Genomic DNA, 19,772 nt, shown 5'->3' with positions numbered 1-19,772 from the left:
ATCAATCTAAAGGGGCTGAGCAGTATGAAGGGGAACATGCTTGTTAGATCGCTCACGTTAGGACAAGTCGTTTTTTTAGGCCTTGCATGGAACAATCCTATGGTATTTTTTGCTACGTACGGCATTGCGACAGACACTTCACAAGGTTTACTTGCTTCTGCTTATGTAATCGCTTTCTTGGCCATTCTCTTTACCGCATTCAGCTATGGAAAGATGGCCAAAGCATTTCCGATTTCAGGTTCAGCTTACACGTATACACAGAAGTCCATGAACCCTGGATTGGGATTTATTGTCGGGTGGACGATATTGCTGGATTATCTGCTGACCCCTTTGATTACTTGCTTGATGTCCACTGTTTTTCTATCTGCTCAATTTCCGGAAGTCCCTGCTTTTGTTTGGATACTGATCTTGAATGTCGGAATGACGGTTATCAGTATTCTAGGCATTAATTTGTCGGCATCTGTCAGTAAAATTTTTGTCGTCGTTCAAATTATTTTTATTGCGGTATTCAGCGTATTAACGATTAAAAGCTTATGGGGAGGTATGGGGACCAGCACTCTCATCTCGGCGGTACCATTTATCAATCCGCAAGTATCCTTGCCTGTCGTACTAGCCGGAGCTTCACTCCTATGCTTTAGTTTTCTCGGTTTTGATTCAGTCACAACATTATCGGAGGAAACGATCAAGCCTGAAAAAAACATTCCTAAAGCGATCATGCTCATCATGCTGATTATTGGTGTCATGTACATTGGTGCAGCTTATCTGTCTGAATTGATCCACCAAGGCATTGTATTTAAAGATACGGACTCTGCGGCCCTTGAATTAGTAAAGGTTGTTGGCGGGAATTTGTTTAGCTCCATATTTATCACGGTCATGATCGTAGCCAATTTTACTTCGGGTGTAGCGGCGGTCAGCAGCGTATCTCGCGTGATGTATGTGATGGGGAGGGATTCCGTGCTGCCCAAAAAAATATTTGCCTATATTCACCCGCGTTATAAAACGCCATTCAACAGCATTATTGTTGTAGGGTTAATCTCTTTGTTAGCGATCGTGATGAGCCTTGATACGGCAATTACCTTCATTAATTTCGGCGCGCTTATTGCTTTTACATTCGTTAATCTGTCTGTTATTGCCCATTACTATGTGAGGCAACGCAGACGTTCTTTCAAAGAAACGACACAATATCTCATTCTGCCGCTGATTGGCGCCGGATTTATTATGTGGTTATGGTCCTATTTGGCTTTGAACGCCTTGATACTCGGCTGCAGTTGGGTTGCATGCGGATTGATCTACCTGATTTTCCTGACAAAATTCTTCCGTAACAAACTTCCCGAATTTAATTTTGATGAAACGGTTATACCCATTGACCATTCGTCAAATAAGGAAAGCGCTATATCTACTTAATAACAAATATTTTAGCGGGATGGTGGTGCTGATTTTACATGTATGCCATGGAGATCAATAATTTGTCTTACGTTTATCCAAACGGGGAAAAAGCATTAACCGAAATATCCGGCGAAATCCCAATCAATAGTAAAGTTATCATTCTGGGAAGCAGCGGGTCGGGTAAATCAACACTTGCTCGTCATCTGAGCGGATTGACCATTCCGCAGATGGGATCAGTCAGCGTATTAGGACAAGAAATAAATTCAAAATCAAAACGCTTCCTCCATCAACGATTAGGATTCGTTCCGCAAGATTTTCAATCTTCCTTTTTCATTCGCACAGTTTGGGAATATGTAACATCGGAGCTGATCAAAAAGTCACTGCCGAAAGCTGATATGATCAAACTTGCAGAGACGGCACTGGGGATTGTTGGCATGTTGGACTATAAAGACCATAGTCTTAGTTACCTGAGTACTACTCATAAAAGAAAGATTGCTTTAGCAAAAGCCTTAGCCAATCAAGTGGAGATTCTGGTCATGGATGAACCGGTCAGCGGATTGGATCCGAGCGGCTATTCGGACATCGTTTCGCTCCTGAATGGCTTACATTTCATGGGGAAAACCATTATTGTGCTGACGCATGATGTTGATTTTGCCGCCTCCTGGAGTGAACGGCTATTCCTATTAAGCGAAGGCAGTTTCATAGCTGCCGGTTCTCCCGCTTTGACGATTGATGAGACGCTTATGCGCAAAGCACGTTTACGGGTGCCGGTGATTTCGCTTCCCTTTTCACGGCTCCCTGAACTCAAACTGGAGAACATTCCGCGAACGGTTGATGAAGCTGTAAGGGTACTCTGGGAAATTGGAGTTAATCAAACTAGTATCAGGGAGGCCTGGAAATGAGCAACGAGGTAATTGGCCTGATCTTCCTGGCCTTGTTATTCGGATTTCGACACGGTATTGATTGGGATCATATAGCCGCTATTACGGATCTGGTCGGGGGAGAGAGGGATAAGAAAAAAGGGCTGATTCTATCCTTTTGGTATGCATTTGGGCACGAAGTCGTGATCGTGGTCCTTGGCGGTATGGCGGTCTTAGTAGGTCTATCGATTCCAGATTGGGTTGATGCCGTGATGGAACGAGTTGTCGGTTTAACGCTTATTCTATTGGCCATATTTATGCTTAGTTTCCTATATCGCAACAGAAAACAAAAAGAATTCATCATGGTCAGCAGATGGAGAATACTGTTTATCGGATTTTATAATGTTTTCGCCAGAATAACCGGCCGATTCCTTGGCAATCATCGCATGTTCGATTCGACGATCCGATTGGATGTTTCTCGTACTGGCGCATTCGCGATAGGGATTGCCCATGGGATCGGTGCGGAAACCCCTACACAGTTATTACTGTTTGCGACAGTTGCCGGCATCGGGTCTCCTTATTATGGTTTCTTAACCGTATTTGCATTCGCAACCGGATTGTTTGTTTCGCATACGTTACTAGCTCTTGTAAGTCTTATGGGATTCAAACGGAGTTTGAAAAACAAATGGGTTTTTCAAGGCGTTGCGATTGCGACATCCGTGTACAGTTTAGGAATAGGAAGTCTCTGTATTCTTGGGAAATCTTCGATTCTCCCATCCATTTTATAAAAAGCATTTTATCTGAACTAACAGGAGGAATTAAGAATGGGTTTCTTTGATAATCATGGATTGAATTACCGACCAAATAAGGGCAATGATAGTGCAAGAGATGAGGATTTATTGGGTGTTATAGCTGCGGAAAAAGAAAAAGACGTGCCTAAAGTTAAGGCGGAAGAAGAAATTAAGCGCGGATTGGAGTTTGGACTAGAAGCTGCCGAATCCATTGGGGATCGGACCATCTCTTGCTTCTCCAGAGGTTCGCTGCCGCCGTATGCAGGCATCAATACATTTCTGAAAGTTCCTTATTTAGAAGATGTTCGCGATGTTGGCAAATACGATGTTGCGTTTATGGGCGTGCCTTTTGATATCGGGACCACTTACCGCTCAGGAACGCGGTTCGGTCCGCAAGCGATTCGCCGCATTTCAAGTCTTTTCACTTCATTTTCTTTCGAACTTGGTGTTGATCTCAAAGAATCCTTAAACATGGTGGACATCGGCGATGTTTTCACTATTGCCAATATCGAAAAAAGCTTCGACCAAATCACTAAAGCGGTTTCTCATGTCATTAGTTCGGGAACGATGCCAATTATCTTCGGCGGGGACCATGCGATTGGTTATCCTTGCTTGCGGGCCGTGGCCGAAAATGTGGAAGGCAAGGTTGGCATTATCCATATGGACCGTCATATCGACATGGGTGAAAAAGATATGGACGAACGGATGCACGGCACACCATGGTTCCATGCAACTAATATCCCGAATGCGCCTGCGTCGAACTTGGTTCAAGTTGGCCAAGGAGGCTGGATTAGTCCTCGCGAAGGATATGCCAATGCTAGAGAGCGAAAAACGAACATTTTAACAATGGCTGATGTTGAAAAAATGGGAATTGAAAAAGCAGCGGAAATCGCTCTGGAAACCGCATGGAAAGGGGCAAAAGCCGTCTATTTAAGCTTTGACATTGACAGCCTCGATCCCGGTTTTGCCCCAGGTACGGGAACGCCGGAACCAGGCGGGTTTTTGCCTCGTGAAGCGTTGAAGTTCTTGCAGCTAATTGCGAAGGAAGGGGTTTGTGCCATGGAAGTTGTGGAAGTCTCCCCGCCTTATGATGTCAGCGATCAAACCTCTTTGATAGCGGCCCGCGCTGTTCTGGATGTACTGGGTACGATGGTTGCCAATGGCAAGATCGGCAGAATGTTTTAATAAGATAAGAAGAATGGAGCATTATGAACATGGAATTATGGTTTAACGAAAAGCAAACAGAGACATTTGGAATTACAGCACGTATTCGCGAGACACTGGTTGTTGAGAAAACGGAATTTCAAGACTTAGCGATTGTTGACACATTCGAATTCGGCCGGATGCTGCTGCTGGATGGCATGGTCATGACGACGATTAAAGATGAATTTACTTACCACGAGATGATGGCGCATCCTGTACTATCTACACATCCCAATCCTAAACGTGTTCTTATCGTCGGAGGCGGAGACGGGGGAGTTGTTCGGGAAACGTTAAAGCATCCCAAGGTGGAAAAGGTTGTACTCGTAGATATTGATGGGAAAGTCATTGAGTATTCCAAAAAGTACCTTCCTGAAATTTCATGCGGCTACAGTAATCCGCGGGTAGAAGTGATTGTAGGCGACGGGTTCATGCACATCCATGAAAATAAAAACCAATACGATGTCGTCATGGTAGATTCGACGGAGCCTGTCGGTCCTGCTGTTCCCCTATTTGAACGAGGTTTCTTTCAAGGGATTTATGAAGCGTTAAAGGAAGATGGCATGTTTGTAGCGCAGACAGATAACCCTTGGTTCAAAGCGGAACTCATTCAAAAAGTGAACAAGGACATCAAACAAATTTTCCCGATTACTCGTCTGTATACTGCCAATGTTCCGACATATCCGAGCGGATTATGGACATTCCAAATGGGATCTAAGAAGTATGACCCACTTACCGTGGAGATAGATGCCGAATTTATCAATGAAATGGATACAAAGTACTACACGGCTTCGATTCATAAGGCTTGCTTTGTATTGCCAAGGTTTGTGGAAGAGTTAGTTAAGTAAATGAGTGATGCTGAATCAACGCTTGAGTTCGATGATCTCGGCGGATAAGGAACATGCTGCTCCTCATGTGAGCAGCATGTTTTTTTCTACGAGTATGCCAGGAATGGGATATCTCGCCTATTTACGGATCCTAGTGGAATGATCGTAGGTGTTTCACAAGCGGATTCCGAATACGAAGTAATGGCATGAAACCAATATGGTTTAAAAAGCTTGGCGCATCCGTCAAGCTTTTTAGCCGTTCCATTTTATAAATGGGATCCGCCGCTTGCATCTATCAACTGCCCCGTTATCCAGCGGCTGTCCGAAGAGGCAAGAAAGGCTGCGATATCGGCCACATCTTCAGGCTGCCCCCATCTGTTAAAAGGGGAGAGGCCGGCGGCGAATTTCTGCCCACCCGGATCCTGCAGTGTTCCGGCATTCATATCGGTATCGATGATTCCCGGCAAGATGGCGTTCACCGTAACGCTGCGATTCCCAAGATGCTGAGCTAAGACGAAGGTGAGTGTGTTGAGCGCACCTTTCGAAATGCTGTAGCCCAGAAGATTAGGGAAAGCTAAACGGGTAACAGCCGAGGAGATATTGATGATGCGGCCCTCGTCTCTCAGACGTGGCAATGCTTGTTGGATAAGGAACAGCGGTGCTTTGACATGGAGGCTCATGATTTCATCAAAAGATTGTTCCGTCGTCTCCTCGATGGTTCCGCTTTGCCCGATTCCAGCGTTATTAACAAGAATATCAAACTGATTACCGCCAGTGTGCTTCTCGAGAGCATCGTCCAAGCCCACATATAAATCACGAACGCCGTTTACGACATTCAAGTCCGCACCGAGTGTAAAGGCGGATCCGCCTTTATGCTGAATCTCGCGAACCACTTCCTCTGCAGCATCATAATTCTTTCCGTAATGTACGGCGACAATGGCGCCATCCTGCGCTAGACGCAGAGCAATCCCTCGTCCAATTCCCCGACTTGCACCTGTTACTAAAGCGATTTTTCCTTTCAGCTTGCTCATATCCTCATCTCCTTCCATGTTTTCATGTTTAGTTTTATCACAGAGTGACATTCGAAATGTTGCTTTCTCATTCCGAATTCCTGCCTTGTGAGAAGGAGATCGACCATCCTTTTGATTTCTTGCTTTCTCATTCGCAAATGCGATAAAAAGGCGCCATTCGAGGTATACTTTTACGAGCGATATGGGGAGATTTAGGTTTGGAGTTGAGGAGTACAGATAATATCAGTACCCCCTTATGAACATGCTGCAGGAATTGCTTGAAGGATTTTATCCAATGCTTACAGAGTGGCGAAACGTTGGCTTGAGCAGGTAGAAGAGGTTTTTAGCAAGAAATTATGATTCTATTGGAATTTTCCAATGGAATCGACTCTCAAACCTTGGAATTCGTATTTTTATTGGAGATAATCCAATTAACTTTGATCCAGCGATACCTTATGGTAGATTAGTATCAAAGCGATTTGATTTGATTGCGATACTCGCTTGGCGAGACGCCGTACCAACGTCGGAATTGCTTAGAGAAGTACAGCGGATCGTAGAACCCGACGGATGATGCAATCTGTTCGATGGTAAGCTCCAACCGTTCTCGAAGCAGCAGACGAGCTTTATCCACACGCAGTTTTAGAAGAAACGTGACGGGTGTTACTTTGGTATGACGCTTGAACATACGCGATAAATACGCGCGGTTATAGCCCAAACTCTCGGCCATCAGCTCAATGGTGATAGGCTCAGCGTATTGGGTGGACAGGTAGTGAATCGCTTGCTGCACGATGCGGTCACTCTCGGCTTCCGTAACCACGCCGGCTAATGTGGAAGCTGATAATGTTTCACAGTATTCACCGAGTAACAAATGCAGGTATCCGATGGATTTCAGCTGTGCGTTCGTCTTTTTGGATCTTAAAGCTTGCTGAATATGGCGAAAAAGGACAGGGATGTGGCGGTTACGCTTGGTATGAATAATGGGCTGCAGGGGATTAACTCCTGTTGAGGCGACTAACGCCGCGGCCTGCATACCTGTAAAAGCGATCCAGCAATAATGCCACGGATCTATCTCGTTGGAGACGTAGCTAATGAGCTGTTCAGGCTCTATGACGAAGCTGTCTCCGGCACCAAGCTCGTGCTCTTCGCCTTGTGAAGAGAATATCCCTTTCCCCGATATCACATAGTGGATCAGATAGTAATCGTATACTTTGGGGCCTAACCGATGCTCAGGCTTCGTCTGGCTCTCACCCGCAAACAGCACGGTTAATTCACTCTCCTGGGAAGGCAGTGGATTCGAAACAACGTAATAGCTCTCTGACTTTGTCATGCCTGCTTTCATCTCCGATCGACGCATCATCATGTACCTTCACTTTATCATAAATCTAACAATAGAAGCGAATGCGGGATCACATTTTTCCATGTGGAAATAACATGCCTCCATAGCCAATCCCACGTTCTTCTCGTATACTGAAGTTACAAAGATACCAAGTATAAACGACTCCATCATCCTCAGATGACGAGCGAAATCACTTCAAAAACCACTAAAGGCGGTGCCAGAATGGCAGATTTGCAAGCTCTAAAAAACACGTTTATTGAAATTTACGGGAATTCTACAACGGCAATTTCAGCTTTTCATGCTCCAGGTCGTGTTAATTTGATCGGTGAGCACACGGATTACAATGGCGGTTATGTTTTCCCGGCAGCGTTAACGTTCGGAACAACTTTGATCATTCGTCCAAGACAAGATCGTGTAATTGGATTTGCATCGACAAACCTGGCACTTCGCAAACAAATTTCCATAGATGACTTGTCCTACCAAGAAGAGGACGACTGGATCAATTATCCGAAAGGGATCTTCGTTCACTTGGCGAAAGAAGGTTTTCCTGTTACGCGGGGCTACGATCTTTTGTTCCACGGTGAAATCCCGAATGGTGCCGGCCTCTCGTCATCGGCTTCCATCGAAGTTGTAACAGCCTTCGGTTTATTAACACTTGAGAAATATCCGATCGATAAGGTGAAAATCGCACTGCTAGCACAAAAAACGGAAAACCAATTCGTTGGTGTTAACTCTGGCATCATGGATCAATTCGCGGTAGCCAATGGCAAGAAAGACCACGCCATCCTGCTCATGTGCGACACGCTTGAGTATCGCCATGTGCCTTTTCAAAGCGGCAGCTATAAGCTGGTTATTGGGAATACGAACAAACGCAGAGGTCTGATTGACTCCGCCTACAATGAGAGAAGAAGCCAATGTGAGCAGGCTGTGACCTATTTGCAAAAGCAGTTTCCTTCGATCACTTTGCTCGGTCAACTGAACCTTGCGCAATTTAATGAATTCAAACATCTAATTCCAGACGAAACTATCCGCCAACGAGCGCAGCATGTTATTGAAGAAATTGACCGTGTTCTGAAATCCATTGAGGTGCTGGAAGCAAACGATCTTGAATCTTTCGGTAAGCTGATGATCGGGTCGCATGAGTCGCTTCGTGATCTTTATGAAGTAACAGGGGTAGAGTTGGATACGATGGTTGCGGCAGCACTGAAGGTTCCGGGTGTGCTTGGGTCACGTATGACAGGCGCAGGCTTCGGCGGATGCACGGTTTCCTTAGTTCATGAGGACAGTGTACAGACGTTTATCGATCAAGTGGGCAAGGAATATACGGAAAAAACAGGCCTGACACCAAGCTTCTATGTTTGTAATATCGGCAATGGTGTCGAGCAAGTCGGGGAGGCATTATAAAATGGCCATTCTAGTAACAGGCGGAGCAGGCTATATCGGATCTCATGCGGTAGCGGAGCTGGTTGCCAAAGGTGAAGAAGTCGTTATCGTTGATAATTTGCAGCAAGGGCACAGAAACGCAGTGCTTGGGGGCAAACTGTACGTAGGGGATTTGCGCGACGGCGAGTTTCTGGATACGGTTTTCACAGAGAACAGTATAGATGCTATTATCCATTTTGCAGCGAATTCGTTAGTTGGCGAGAGCATGACCAATCCTGCGAAATACTATCACAATAACGTGTACGGAACGCTTTGCTTGCTTGAGAAAATGACGCAATACGGCGTAAAGAAAATCGTCTTCTCCTCAACGGCTGCCACGTATGGTGAGCCTGAAAATATTCCAATCCTAGAAAGCGACCGTACCTTGCCGACCAATACGTATGGCGAGACGAAGCTGGCTATGGAAAAAATGATGAAATGGTTCGACATTGCGCATGGCATCAAATATGTGTCCCTTCGCTATTTTAATGCAGCTGGGGCTCATGCCGGTGGCAAAATCGGGGAGGATCATAGCCCAGAGACGCATCTGATTCCTATCATTCTGGGGGTGGCTCTTGGTCAAAGGCCGCATATTTCCATCTTCGGAGAAGACTATGCAACAGAAGATGGTTCATGTGTACGCGACTATATTCATGTTAGCGATTTGGCAAGCGCCCATGTTCTTGCGGTTGAGAAGCTGCGTGGCGGAGCAGAAAGCAATATTTACAACCTAGGCAATGGCACAGGGTTCTCGGTCAAAGAAGTCATCGAAATTGCCCGTAAAGTAACCGGTCATGCGATACCTGCCGTCATCGAACCGCGTAGAGCTGGCGATCCAGCAACGTTAATTGCCTCCTCTGAGCGTGCAAGAGCTGAGCTTGGTTGGAAACCGACACGTGATTCCTTGGAATCCATCATCGAGAGCGCGTGGAACTGGCACCAAAATCATCCGAACGGGTACGAAGAGTAGAGTAGGCAGAACAGTGTAGAACAGTGCAGAACAGTGCAGAACAGCGTAAAAACAGGGTACAACAGTGCAGAACGGATCTGAAAAGAGGCTTGTTTTGTAGAAAGGAACGTGGCACATGGAACGGACAGTTAAAGCGGCGCCGCAATATGCAGCGTTAACCATAGAAAGGCTCCTGCAGTTCGCCAAGCAAAATGGGCTGATTGAACACCTTGATGTCTATACATCACGAAATGCTTTACTTGATTTATTCGGTCTTGCTGAACCTTATCAAGGCGAAGTGCCGACAGAGAAATTAAACAGTCCAGTTGCTCTGCTGGAAGAGCTGCTTGATGCGGCTTTTGAGGCGGGTATCTTGGAAGAGAATACGACAACGTACCGTGATTTGCTGGATGCGCGGATTATGGGGCTTTTGATGCCTCGTCCTTCCGAGGTTGTACATCAATTCTGGAACACAGCCAAAACAACGAGTGTTGAGGCGGCGACGGATTACTTCTACAAGCAATCCATAGATTCCAATTATATTCGAATGGATCGTATTCAGAAAAATGCCTACTGGTTAGCAGAAACAACGTATGGCAATCTCGAAATCACGATCAACCTTTCTAAACCGGAGAAAGATCCGAAGGAAATTGCCCTGCTCAAAACACTGCCGCAAAGCAGCTATCCCTTATGCTTACTGTGCGTAGACAACTTAGGATACGCAGGCCGAGTGAATCACCCGGCGAGGCAAAATCTGCGTGTCATTCCGTTGGAATTAGATGGCGAGAAGTGGTACTTCCAGTATTCGCCGTATGTGTATTACAACGAGCACAGTATCATTTTCCACGAGAAACATATCCCGATGAAAACGACAGCGAGTACGTTCTACCGCTTACTGGACTTCATTGATCAGTTTCCTCATTATTTCATCGGATCGAACGCGGATCTGCCGATCGTCGGTGGTTCTATTCTGAACCACGACCATTTCCAAGGCGGACGCCATAAATTCCCGATGGAAAAAGCGCCAAGTGAGAAAGCATTCTCACATGCTGAGTTTGCCGGCGTGAAGGCCGCCATCGTCAAGTGGCCGATGTCGGTGCTTCGCCTGAGCGGGCACAACAAGCAGCAGCTTTATAAGCTGGCGAGCAAGCTGCTCGAAGACTGGCGCGCCTACAGTGATGCGGAAGCAGACGTCCTCGCCTTCAGCGAGAAGGACGGACAGCGGGTCCCGCATAACACGATCACCCCGATCGCCCGCAACAATGCACGCGGCGAGTACGAGCTTGATCTGGTGCTGCGCAACAACCGCACCAGTGAAGAGCATCCGGATGGGATTTTCCATCCGCACCAGCACTTGCACCACATCAAGAAGGAGAACATCGGCTTGATTGAGGTTATGGGGCTGGCGGTGCTGCCAGGCCGCCTGCAAGAGGAGCTGGCGGATATCGCCAAGCTGCTCACCGGCGAAGCCGCATTCGGCCGCGAGATCCGCGAAGAGGCCGGCCATCCGCTGCATAAGCATGCGGAATGGATCGAAGCGCTGCTCGCGAAGCACGGCGCTGCGCTGCCGCAGGACGCAGCGAGTGCGGTGCTGCAGGCCGAAGTCGGCAGCAAGTTCATGGACGTGCTGCTGGACGCAGGCGTGTTCAAGCGTGATGAAGCCGGGCAAGCGGCTTTTGGACGGTTTTTGGCGGCTGCGGGCTTTGCGCAGCAGTAATTGCAGTTGGAACTCCCCGGTCAAAAGGATCGGGGAGTTATTTTATTTGGGAGATAAGAAAGTATAAGTTTTATACTTTTGCTTCGCATCTACCTTGAAAAACGCGCTCGTCCCTGAAGGACGACGGAGTCGTTTATCCTTGGGAGGATGGAGTGCGTAATCAGCTTTTGAAACCTGAGCGTGATAATAGTAAACTAAAACAGTTGGTAATTATTTGATATGATCTGGTTTTACAATGAGGAGGAGAAAACAGGATGGAAAGCTTTGGGGCTTTGATAGTGGAACGATCAGAGGAGCAGTTTACCGCCAATGTGAAAGATCTGAGGCTGGAGGATTTACCGCCAGGTGAAGTGACGATCCGTGTTTTATTTTCAGGAATAAATTATAAAGATGCGTTGGCTCTTAGTCCGACCGGACGCGTTGTGCGTGCCTATCCGATGGTACCGGGGATTGATTTGGCCGGAACCGTCGTAGCTTCGTCAGATGCTCGGTTTCGCGAAGGCGATGAAGTTTTGGTGACGAGCTACGAGCTGGGTACAGGGCATTACGGCGGATTCAGCGCCTATGCGCGTGTCTCGGCTGACTGGGTCGTGCCTCTCCCGCAGGGATTAACCCATCGCGAGGCGATGATATTGGGTACGGCGGGATTTACCGCTGCGCTCTCCATACAACGCATGGAGGAGAATGGACTAATCAAAGAGCAGGGGCCCGTGCTCGTTCGCGGTGCAACCGGCGGAGTGGGCAGCAGCAGCGTTTCCATGCTGGCAGTGCTTGGTTATGAGGTGGAAGCAAGCACAGGGAAGTCTGCGGATCATCAGTATCTACTCGATCTTGGGGCGAAGCGGGTATTAACTCGAGAGGAGATTGCTCCCCCTGTCAACAAGCCGCTGAATAAGGAATATTGGGCGGGCTCTGTTGATCCTGTTGGGGGCGAATCCCTAGCCCATGTGCTGAGCCAGATCAAGTATGGCGGTTCCGTTGCCCTGAGCGGTTTGACAGGTGGCGGTGAGTTCGCCGCATCGGTGTTTCCTTTTATCCTGCGAGGTGTGAACTTGTTGGGTATTGATTCGGCTGCTTGCCGGATGGAGGTTAGAAAGCCTCTATGGGAGCGTATTGCGAAGGAACTAAAGCCAAAAGGCTTGGAACAGACTGTCTATCAAGAGGTTACGCTCGATGGAGTTGCCGAGGCTGCTAAGCAGGTTTTGGAAGGGAAAGTAAGAGGAAGAGTGCTTGTCCGATTGTAAAAGGGGAAGGAGAGATTGACGTTGAAAATGCGCGTTTCTGCGGTGCAATATCATTTGCATACGATACATAGTTTCGAAGAGTTTGCTGCGCAGGTGGAGCATTATGTGAAGGTGGCTCAGGAGTTTGAGGCAGAATTTGTGCTGTTTCCTGAATTATTTACGACCCAGTTAATGTCCATTGGAGATGCGAACGGTAAGGCGCTGCCTATTGAGGCGTTGCCATCGTATACGGATGCTTATCGAACGCTCTTTCAGGGGTTGGCGAAGCAAACAGGGATGCATTTGATCGGTGGTACTCATATTACTTCTGAGGAGGGCAAGCTGTATAACACGGCTCATTTATTTTATCCGGACGGGCGGATTGGAGAGCAGAAGAAGCTGCATATCACCCCGACCGAAGTGAAGGAATGGAATATGGGTGCTGGGGATTCTTTGCAGGTTTTTGATACGGATAAAGGCCGCATTGCGATTCTGGTCTGTTATGATGTGGAGTTTCCGGAAATCGTCCGGATGGCGAGAGCTCGCGGAGCAGATGTGCTGTTCGCCCCATCGTGTACGGATGATCGACACGGATTCCATCGGGTACGTTATACGTGCCATGCTAGAACGATTGAGAATCAAATCTACGTGGTCACGACGGGGACTGTCGGGGCACTGCCAACGGTTGATTTCATGAGGGGGAATTTCGGACAGGCTGCGGTGATCACGCCGAATGATGTGCCTTTTCCGCCTAAGGGAATTTTGGTAGAAGGCGAGATCAACGGTGACATGGTTGTCACGGCTGATTTGGATCTGGAGCTGCTGAACCTCGTTCGGGAAAAAGGCTCCGTCACTACGTGGCGTGACCGCAGAACAGATTTGTACACCGATTGGTCCTAACGAAGTGAGATCAAGGGGGCTTACAGGGCACTATGGATTTAGAAGCTGCCAAGAAACTTACAGAGCAGGAGAAGTTGTACTTTAAAAAAATATACGTCTTCGACGGGGATAAACCGATCGAGGTTATGATTCGCAATTATGGAAAAGCCGATTTTGACGCTCTCATTCGCGTTCAGCAGGAAAGCTTTCCTCCGCCTTTTCCCTCCGAGCTATGGTGGAATGAGGAGCAGCTAACGGAGCATATCACCCGATTTCCCGAAGGGGCGCTTTGTGTAGAGGTGGCCGGCCGTGTTATTGGGTCCATAACTGGGCTTCGCGTAGAGTATGAGGAGCAGCATGCAGCTGACCATAGTTGGTCATCTTTGACGGACGATGGGTACATCCGAACGCATCGTCCAGATGGCGGCACCCTCTACATTGTGGACATATGCATTATGCCGGCCTACCGTAAATTTGGTCTCGGCAAGTTGATGATGCAGTCTATGTACGAAGTGGTCGTGCACCTCGGTTTAAGAAGGCTGCTTGGAGGCGGGCGGATGCCAGGCTATCACAAACATGCTGCTACCATGAGTACAGATGACTATGTGAGGGCTGTCATGACAGGTGCGCTGAAGGACCCGGTTATTACGTTTTTGCTGCGCTGCGGCCGAACACCTGTGAAGGTTGTCCCCGACTATTTGCAGGATGAGGAATCGCTTAACCATGCGCTTTTGATGGAGTGGCGGAATCCATTTCGAATCTGACGAAGGAGTGAAGATTGTATTATGGAGTATATACGGATTACAAGCATAGATAATCCCTTGTTTCGGAGCATGCATGATCTGATGAAAGAGGTATTTCCGCCAGAAGAGGTGCTCGAATACGCATTGTGGAAAGAACCTCTCGAGGACCCCGGTATTCGGGTATTCGTAGCCGTTCATGAAGGTAAAGTCGTAGGTACAACGGAATATCGTTTCTACGATGACTTCCAAGTAGCGATGACAGACTTCACCATTATTGGTCAAGCAGGGCTTGGTATCGGTCGGTTCCTGGCGCGGAAACGCTGGAAGGACCTGGAAGGATTGGCAGCGGAATCAGGTAAGCCGATGCTCGGGATGTTCGCTGAGATTTATGATCCCTACCGGACCCGAGATCATGCTTTCGGCGGCGTGAGGCCGATGGATCCTTATGTGCGACGCGAGGTATTGTCGCATCTGGGTTATAAGCGGATTGACTTCCCATACGTTCATCCCTCTTGGGAGAACAATGGTGAAGCGGTTGAGGAACTCGATCTCTGTTTCTTGCCGACAGATGAGGATCAAGCGGAGTTGGACGCTGGGATCGTTGTGAAGTTCTTGAAACGCTATTATTCTGTTTTGGCGAATAAGCCAAGGGCGTGGCATGACATGGTGGAGGGACTCGAGGGGAAAGTGACGTTGGCGCTTAAACCTCTTTAGAAGAGGAATGGATAGGAGATTCTAGACTAAAGGCTTCTATATTTATTGGGATTTACTGAAAATGTAAAATGGGGCTGTCCCGTAGGCTAGGACCTCCCCCTATTGGTGGAAGTCCTCATGGATATGTGTAACCATCTTTAAGGTAGATACCCCTCAAGCTCTAAAACCTCATTTGGACAGCCCCATCCCTACCAACCAAAATCCAAAGTCTTGCCAGTCTCCGCCAGTGTCTTGATATTGCTCAGAATCATCCACCAACTAGCCTTGGTAGTCTCGAAGCTTGGGTGGTTGGGTGTCCAATTATCATTGACCAACGTTAGTTTTGTGCAGCTCCCAACCGTCTCAAGTGACAACGTCATTCTAGATTCAAAGTCCGCATGATTCGGGTTGTAAGATGGACCGGCATGTTCGGTGCAACTAATGATCTTCTCCGGCTCGTAAGCTAAAATTTTACCGTATACATGAACGGTTTCCTCACCGTCATTACCAGGCCCCACGTAGGCATAATCGGATCCGATCTCAAAAGTAGACTGAAGCACACTGCCAAAAAGAATCTTACGCGTCCCCTCCGGAGTCACGAGAATATCCCACACTTCCTTAGGTCCTGCTCCAATGTAAAATTCATATTTTAATTCCATATATTTCCACTCCTTCGGTATGTGATATGATTAAGTATAGATGATTCTACAACCTATGTATTGTAAAAACGCGACAAGGAGTGAGCGAAGTGATTCCCAAAGCCTCCAAGCCCAGCCTAGGCATTATGAATCTGCAGCAAGGTGAGCAGAAATTCCAGCTTTCGCGGCATAACCCCTCCGAAGATCTAGCCTATTTCATCCGACATTACTGGATAGTTAGGTGGGATTTAACCGATCAGGAGCCTTATTTGCAGCATGTTATCCCGAATCCCTGCGTTAATCTCCTCGTTGAACCAGGTCGAACGGCCATCTACGGCCCAGGGAAAGAGAAGTATGGGCATTATCTGCAAGGCCAAGGATGCGTGTTCGGCGTCAAATTCAAGCCTGGCGGATTTTACCCTTTTTTGAAACAGCCGATTTCCGGTTTGCTGAACAATCCGATGAGCGTCCAGAGTGTTTTTGACATCGATCCACGTCAACTTGAAACAGATGTTTTTGCTCAAAAGGAAGAACATCTTACGGTTTCACATATCGAGCAGCTGATCCGTCCCAAGCTTCCCGAACAGGATGAACAGGTCGCTTTTATTAATCAGATCATCGATCATATCAATCAGAAGCCTGATCTCACCAAAGTCGATACCCTCTGCGATGACTTCAATGTGAATAAAAGAACGCTGCAGCGCCTGTTCGACCACTACGTCGGAGTTAGCCCCAAATGGGTAATCAAGCTGGCCCGAATCCAGAATGCAGCTGAGACGACGGATCTAAACCAGAGGCATAACTGGTCCAAGCTCTCGATGGATCTCGGTTACCATGACCAGTCGCATTTCATCAAGGACTTCAAGTCCATTATCGGCCAGACTCCTGATGAATATGCTCGCCTGACGGTATGATAAAGAGACCGGCACCTTGCTGCCGGTCTCTTTCATTTGAAGAGTGATACTTAATCCTGCTCCTTACAATTTAAACCGGTGAGCCATGAACTGCATTTCCGATGACATGATTTCCAATGATTCCGAAGAGGATGTCAACTCCTCCATTGCTGCGAGCTGCTCTTCCGTAGACGAGGAAATCAGATGCGCCAAATCATTGGTCTGGTTCGCCATTCGTTCGATCTCCTGCAAAGAAGCGGCGATTTCCTGCGAGCTGGCAGACATCTCTTCGGCAGCTGCCGAAGCTTCCTGCACTTGATTCACAACGCTCCGTGTTGCGTCGAGAATACGAACAAAAGCCTGTCCCGTATGTTGGATCGCGCTCACACCCGCAGAAACCTCTTGTTCGCCTTTTTCCATCGCCTCACCAGCATGCTTCATATCTAGTTGGATGTCTTGGATCAGCTCAGCAATTTCAGCAGCTGATGCCGAAGAACGCTCGGCCAGCTTTTTGACCTCACCCGCTACGACCGCAAATCCTTTACCTTCATCTCCAGCGCGCGCAGCTTCAATGGATGCATTCAAAGCGAGTAGATTGGTTTGAGTGGAGATATCCGTGATTACCTGGACGATGTCCCCAATATGCTGAGAACGTTCCGTAAGCTTCTCAACAATCTTCGCGAGATCGCCCACTGTAAGACTTACAGCATTCATTTGCAAGGTTGACTCCTTAATCAGGCGGTTACCTTGCTCCGCTTCCTGCAGCGTCATCTCTGATGCTTCGTATGCGGCAGACGAGGTGGTCGCGATCCGCTGAATGCCAACAGCCATTTCTTCCATCGCCGTCGAGCTTTCATTGACACTACGGGCCTGCGTTTCGTTGCTTATGACCATATCTTCAATAGAGGTCGAAATTTGATTACTCGCTTTTGTCGTTTCCCCAATGGACTGGTTGAGTTCATGAGAAGAGTCCGTTAACTTATCTGAATTGGTTAAGAGCCCTGAAACAATTTGGCGTAAATGGTCGTGCATCGATTGAAATGAAACCGCGAGTTCACCTATTTCGTCGTTATTGCTTACTTTTATCTGGGCTGAACGAAGATCTCCCATAGCAAACTGTTCCGCCTGCTGGGCAAGCTGTTTAATCGGTCTGGAAATATGGAAGGCAAATAACGTCATCACCACGCCTCCGATTACCCAGCAGCAAATTAACGTAATGAGGATCGTGTTCAAAATATGAACTTGTCCCGCATTGTAGTCCTGCATATAGGAGCCTGCCGAAATGATCCAACCCCAATCCGAATTCGCGGCCTCGGAATATGCAATTTTTCTCCCTTCTTTTGTAGAGTTGGGAAGCGGCCAATTATAGATCGTGAAATCTCCGCCGCTCTTTCCTTTTTGAATCATATCCTTGATGTAAAAAAAGCCGTCTTTCGTCTGTTTATCTATTATGTTTTGGCCCTCCAAAGATGGGTGTGCCAGCAAGTCGCCGTTCGCATTCAGAATGAAGAAGTAACCGTTGGCACCGAGATTAATTTTAGCATTGATCGAACGCTTTCCATCCTTCTTAGCTCCAAGCAATATTTCCTTCACTCTTTCTTGAGCATCTTCTTTCGACATCGTTCCCTGTTTCGAAGCTTTTTCAAAAGCCTCCGTCAGCTCCAAAGCCATCTTGACTGAATTTTTCAAATTGCTTTGAATCAATTTATCAGTTTCTTGGGTTGAAACATTATAGGTAATGGCACCTAACACTAATATGGGTGTTAACAGCAAAAGCAGAGAAACCAACATTAGTTTTTTGCGTATGGTTAATCGCCATATTTTTTTATTTTTCGACATCCTTACCCCTCCTCAGGTCTATGACTATAGTCCTAATTGTAAGATAAGTGTGAATTTTTTGCCATCGGTTTCCTTGCCAATATGATGTAACTTCATGAACTCTTTGTGAAATTTTACCTATTATTTTTTACGTGACCAGATACGGTGTATTTTACGGACAGCGAATAGATAGACGATGAAGGGGGTCGGCACCTGAATGATCCCCCAGATCCCCCAGAACCATGGGTATTTCGCGCTGCGTTTGCGTGCATCCGTGAACAGCCATGTGCTTTGCGCGAGTAGAAGAAGGGGGATAGCGATCCATGCCCAGAGGGGGAGTTGGTCCCATTTTGGATCATTTATTTTCATAGTGGTGTTCCTCCTCTTTGCGAACGAGAAGCCAGACCAAAGGCGCTACAACAGCTAGAGCTTGAAAAGTAATGAAAACAACTGGCTGTGCATGCATCATTGCATATAAGAGCGAGAGCAGCAGCAAGGCGGTTATCCACAATACGAGCAAGTCTCTCCAGAGCTTTGAACGCTGTTTGTTTTGTGTTTCAATAATTTGCTGATCGAACCAAGAGGGGCTAGGTGTGAAAGCTGGGAAGAGTTCATCGAGCCTTTGAAGCCCTTCTTGCAGCTGTTGTGCTGCCATCTCATCCGTACTCTCTAGCCTTCGATAGACGTCACTGCCTTGATCACTCTGGCCCTTATCCTGATTCTTGCTCCCGTCGTTTTTAGAAACTTCTCTTTTCTTCGGGTCTTCCGTTTCCATCTACGTCAGCTCCTTTCGTAATTGTTTCAGTGCGTGATGCACTCTAGATTTGGCTGTGCCCTCTGCAATGGAGAGCATCTGCCCAATTTCCTCATACGTGTAGTTATAGTAATGTTTGAGAATAACCGGGATACGGCTCTCCTGCGGCAGCTCTGCCAGGGCATTCAGCACATCAGGCCATGCCTCATGTTGATGTCCGGCCTGCCACTGCATCTGACGTAAGGATTGCTGCTGCTCTTGCTCCTGCCAACGCTTCTCGCGTTTGCGCCGTCTTCCTTGATCAATGAACAAGTGAGTGGCGATGGTTACGAGCCAAGATGAGAATTTGGACTTCCCGTTGTACAGCTTTATTTTTTCGATACATCGGATCATGGTTTCTTGCGTAATATCCTCAGCCATCGGTGGATTAAGCGTTATTTTCAACAAATACTTGTAAACAAAAGCATAGTGCTGCTGCAGCAGCAAGGACAGAGCGGCGTTGTCCCCGCGTATGGCCTGACGAATTAATTCGTTCTCTTCCAAGTGAGTGAACATCCTCTCTGCCTGAATTCATAGATAGTACGAACAGCTCCACTACATCGTTCATTGTACACGAAAATATATATAAAATTA

20 protein-coding genes are annotated in these 19,772 nt (G+C 47.3%); 13 read left to right on the top strand and 7 right to left on the bottom strand.

The window, feature by feature from the left end; all coding sequences use genetic code 11:
- The first annotated feature begins 24 nt into the window (after positions 1 to 24).
- The 5 genes from ASG93_RS09835 to speE are packed head-to-tail and all read left to right on the top strand — an operon-like array spanning position 25 to position 5,085.
- Positions 25 to 1,404 (top strand): APC family permease, encoded by a 1,380-nt coding sequence (locus tag ASG93_RS09835; RefSeq protein WP_056831327.1) that lies wholly within the window; start codon positions 25 to 27, stop codon positions 1,402 to 1,404.
- Between the two features lie 38 nt (positions 1,405 to 1,442).
- Positions 1,443 to 2,288 (top strand): ATP-binding cassette domain-containing protein, encoded by an 846-nt coding sequence (locus ASG93_RS09830; protein WP_056831325.1) that lies wholly within the window; start codon positions 1,443 to 1,445, stop codon positions 2,286 to 2,288.
- Positions 2,285 to 3,034, top strand: a complete 750-nt coding sequence (locus ASG93_RS09825; RefSeq protein WP_056831316.1) for a hypothetical protein — start codon at positions 2,285 to 2,287, stop codon at positions 3,032 to 3,034. Before ASG93_RS09830 ends, ASG93_RS09825 begins: the two co-directional genes overlap by 4 nt.
- A 36-nt stretch (positions 3,035 to 3,070) precedes the next feature.
- Positions 3,071 to 4,222: an agmatinase gene (gene speB, locus ASG93_RS09820; RefSeq protein ID WP_082614819.1), complete on the top strand. Its 1,152-nt coding sequence runs from the start codon at positions 3,071 to 3,073 to the stop codon at positions 4,220 to 4,222.
- A 29-nt stretch (positions 4,223 to 4,251) separates the two neighbouring features.
- Entirely contained in the window at positions 4,252 to 5,085 is an 834-nt protein-coding gene (speE, locus tag ASG93_RS09815; protein ID WP_056831314.1) for a polyamine aminopropyltransferase, read from the top strand.
- Positions 5,086 to 5,330: 245 nt separating this feature from the next.
- On the opposite strand, the gene ASG93_RS09810 is transcribed toward speE, so the two are convergent.
- On the bottom strand, positions 5,331 to 6,095 hold the full coding sequence (locus tag ASG93_RS09810; RefSeq protein ID WP_056831312.1) for an SDR family oxidoreductase: 765 nt from the start codon (positions 6,093 to 6,095) through the stop codon (positions 5,331 to 5,333).
- A gap of 448 nt (positions 6,096 to 6,543) precedes the next feature.
- On the bottom strand, positions 6,544 to 7,401 hold the full coding sequence (locus tag ASG93_RS09805) for an AraC family transcriptional regulator (RefSeq protein WP_082614829.1): 858 nt from the start codon (positions 7,399 to 7,401) through the stop codon (positions 6,544 to 6,546).
- 231 nt (positions 7,402 to 7,632) lie between these two features.
- Between ASG93_RS09805 and ASG93_RS09800 the strand changes: the two genes are divergently transcribed.
- From ASG93_RS09800 to ASG93_RS09770, 7 genes are all read left to right on the top strand, one after another.
- Complete coding sequence (locus ASG93_RS09800; RefSeq protein ID WP_056831310.1) at positions 7,633 to 8,814, top strand: galactokinase; 1,182 nt, start codon at positions 7,633 to 7,635, stop codon at positions 8,812 to 8,814.
- 1 nt (position 8,815) lies between these two features.
- Positions 8,816 to 9,802, top strand: coding sequence for a UDP-glucose 4-epimerase GalE (gene galE / locus ASG93_RS09795; RefSeq protein ID WP_056831308.1), 987 nt, complete (start codon positions 8,816 to 8,818; stop codon positions 9,800 to 9,802).
- 115 nt (positions 9,803 to 9,917) lie between these two features.
- Positions 9,918 to 11,498, top strand: coding sequence for a UDP-glucose--hexose-1-phosphate uridylyltransferase (locus ASG93_RS09790; protein WP_056831306.1), 1,581 nt, complete (start codon positions 9,918 to 9,920; stop codon positions 11,496 to 11,498).
- Positions 11,499 to 11,752: 254 nt separating this feature from the next.
- Positions 11,753 to 12,742 carry an acryloyl-CoA reductase gene (locus ASG93_RS09785; RefSeq protein WP_056831304.1) on the top strand — a complete coding sequence of 330 codons (990 nt, stop codon included), beginning with the start codon at positions 11,753 to 11,755 and terminating at the stop codon, positions 12,740 to 12,742.
- Positions 12,743 to 12,763: 21 nt separating this feature from the next.
- The gene (locus ASG93_RS09780) at positions 12,764 to 13,621 is read left to right on the top strand and encodes a carbon-nitrogen hydrolase family protein (RefSeq protein WP_056831302.1); all 858 of its coding nucleotides are present in this window, start codon (positions 12,764 to 12,766) and stop codon (positions 13,619 to 13,621) included.
- Positions 13,622 to 13,653: 32 nt separating this feature from the next.
- Positions 13,654 to 14,364, top strand: a complete 711-nt coding sequence (locus tag ASG93_RS09775) for a GNAT family N-acetyltransferase (protein ID WP_056831300.1) — start codon at positions 13,654 to 13,656, stop codon at positions 14,362 to 14,364.
- A gap of 21 nt (positions 14,365 to 14,385) precedes the next feature.
- The gene (locus ASG93_RS09770) at positions 14,386 to 15,057 is read left to right on the top strand and encodes a hypothetical protein (RefSeq protein ID WP_056831298.1); all 672 of its coding nucleotides are present in this window, start codon (positions 14,386 to 14,388) and stop codon (positions 15,055 to 15,057) included.
- Positions 15,058 to 15,245: 188 nt separating this feature from the next.
- On the opposite strand, the gene ASG93_RS09765 is transcribed toward ASG93_RS09770, so the two are convergent.
- A complete protein-coding gene (locus tag ASG93_RS09765) occupies positions 15,246 to 15,695 on the bottom strand; it encodes an SRPBCC domain-containing protein (protein WP_056831296.1) in 450 nt (149 codons plus the stop codon).
- An 89-nt stretch (positions 15,696 to 15,784) separates the two neighbouring features.
- Between ASG93_RS09765 and ASG93_RS09760 the strand changes: the two genes are divergently transcribed.
- Positions 15,785 to 16,588 (top strand): helix-turn-helix domain-containing protein, encoded by an 804-nt coding sequence (locus ASG93_RS09760; protein WP_235550799.1) that lies wholly within the window; start codon positions 15,785 to 15,787, stop codon positions 16,586 to 16,588.
- A 63-nt stretch (positions 16,589 to 16,651) separates the two neighbouring features.
- On the opposite strand, the gene ASG93_RS09755 is transcribed toward ASG93_RS09760, so the two are convergent.
- The 4 genes from ASG93_RS09755 to sigY form a co-directional block, all read right to left on the bottom strand.
- Positions 16,652 to 18,406, bottom strand: a complete 1,755-nt coding sequence (locus tag ASG93_RS09755; protein WP_056831292.1) for a methyl-accepting chemotaxis protein — start codon at positions 18,404 to 18,406, stop codon at positions 16,652 to 16,654.
- Positions 18,407 to 18,526: 120 nt separating this feature from the next.
- Entirely contained in the window at positions 18,527 to 18,754 is a 228-nt protein-coding gene (locus ASG93_RS09750; protein WP_056831290.1) for a hypothetical protein, read from the bottom strand.
- Positions 18,741 to 19,160, bottom strand: coding sequence for a YxlC family protein (locus tag ASG93_RS09745; RefSeq protein WP_056831288.1), 420 nt, complete (start codon positions 19,158 to 19,160; stop codon positions 18,741 to 18,743). The genes ASG93_RS09750 and ASG93_RS09745 overlap by 14 nt, the downstream gene beginning before the upstream one ends.
- Positions 19,161 to 19,682 carry an RNA polymerase sigma factor SigY gene (gene sigY, locus ASG93_RS09740; RefSeq protein WP_235550798.1) on the bottom strand — a complete coding sequence of 174 codons (522 nt, stop codon included), beginning with the start codon at positions 19,680 to 19,682 and terminating at the stop codon, positions 19,161 to 19,163. It lies immediately after the preceding gene.
- Positions 19,683 to 19,772 lie beyond the last annotated feature (90 nt).

Origin of the sequence: Paenibacillus sp. Soil787 (genome assembly GCF_001429545.1) — a bacterium.
Classification (GTDB): Bacteria; Bacillota; Bacilli; order Paenibacillales; family NBRC-103111; genus Paenibacillus_E.
Note: the sequence above shows the minus strand (reverse complement) of the source record. Positions and strands in the feature narration are given on the sequence as shown.

Excerpts from the sequence above, each read along its gene's own strand:
- ASG93_RS09745 (WP_056831288.1), bottom strand. The coding sequence starts at position 19,160 with ATGGAAACGGAAGACCCGAAGAAAAGAGAAGTTTCTAAAAACGACGGG.
- ASG93_RS09750 (WP_056831290.1), bottom strand. The coding sequence starts at position 18,754 with ATGAAAATAAATGATCCAAAATGGGACCAACTCCCCCTCTGGGCATGG.
- ASG93_RS09835 (WP_056831327.1), top strand. The coding sequence starts at position 25 with ATGAAGGGGAACATGCTTGTTAGATCGCTCACGTTAGGACAAGTCGTT.
- ASG93_RS09765 (WP_056831296.1), bottom strand. The coding sequence starts at position 15,695 with ATGGAATTAAAATATGAATTTTACATTGGAGCAGGACCTAAGGAAGTG.
- ASG93_RS09785 (WP_056831304.1), top strand. The coding sequence starts at position 11,753 with ATGGAAAGCTTTGGGGCTTTGATAGTGGAACGATCAGAGGAGCAGTTT.
- ASG93_RS09810 (WP_056831312.1), bottom strand. The coding sequence starts at position 6,095 with ATGAGCAAGCTGAAAGGAAAAATCGCTTTAGTAACAGGTGCAAGTCGG.
- speE (WP_056831314.1), top strand. The coding sequence starts at position 4,252 with ATGGAATTATGGTTTAACGAAAAGCAAACAGAGACATTTGGAATTACA.
- ASG93_RS09805 (WP_082614829.1), bottom strand. The coding sequence starts at position 7,401 with ATGACAAAGTCAGAGAGCTATTACGTTGTTTCGAATCCACTGCCTTCC.
- ASG93_RS09775 (WP_056831300.1), top strand. The coding sequence starts at position 13,654 with ATGGATTTAGAAGCTGCCAAGAAACTTACAGAGCAGGAGAAGTTGTAC.
- speB (WP_082614819.1), top strand. The coding sequence starts at position 3,071 with ATGGGTTTCTTTGATAATCATGGATTGAATTACCGACCAAATAAGGGC.
- ASG93_RS09790 (WP_056831306.1), top strand. The coding sequence starts at position 9,918 with ATGGAACGGACAGTTAAAGCGGCGCCGCAATATGCAGCGTTAACCATA.
- galE (WP_056831308.1), top strand. The coding sequence starts at position 8,816 with ATGGCCATTCTAGTAACAGGCGGAGCAGGCTATATCGGATCTCATGCG.
- ASG93_RS09800 (WP_056831310.1), top strand. The coding sequence starts at position 7,633 with ATGGCAGATTTGCAAGCTCTAAAAAACACGTTTATTGAAATTTACGGG.
- ASG93_RS09755 (WP_056831292.1), bottom strand. The coding sequence starts at position 18,406 with ATGTCGAAAAATAAAAAAATATGGCGATTAACCATACGCAAAAAACTA.
- ASG93_RS09825 (WP_056831316.1), top strand. The coding sequence starts at position 2,285 with ATGAGCAACGAGGTAATTGGCCTGATCTTCCTGGCCTTGTTATTCGGA.
- ASG93_RS09830 (WP_056831325.1), top strand. The coding sequence starts at position 1,443 with ATGTATGCCATGGAGATCAATAATTTGTCTTACGTTTATCCAAACGGG.
- ASG93_RS09770 (WP_056831298.1), top strand. The coding sequence starts at position 14,386 with ATGGAGTATATACGGATTACAAGCATAGATAATCCCTTGTTTCGGAGC.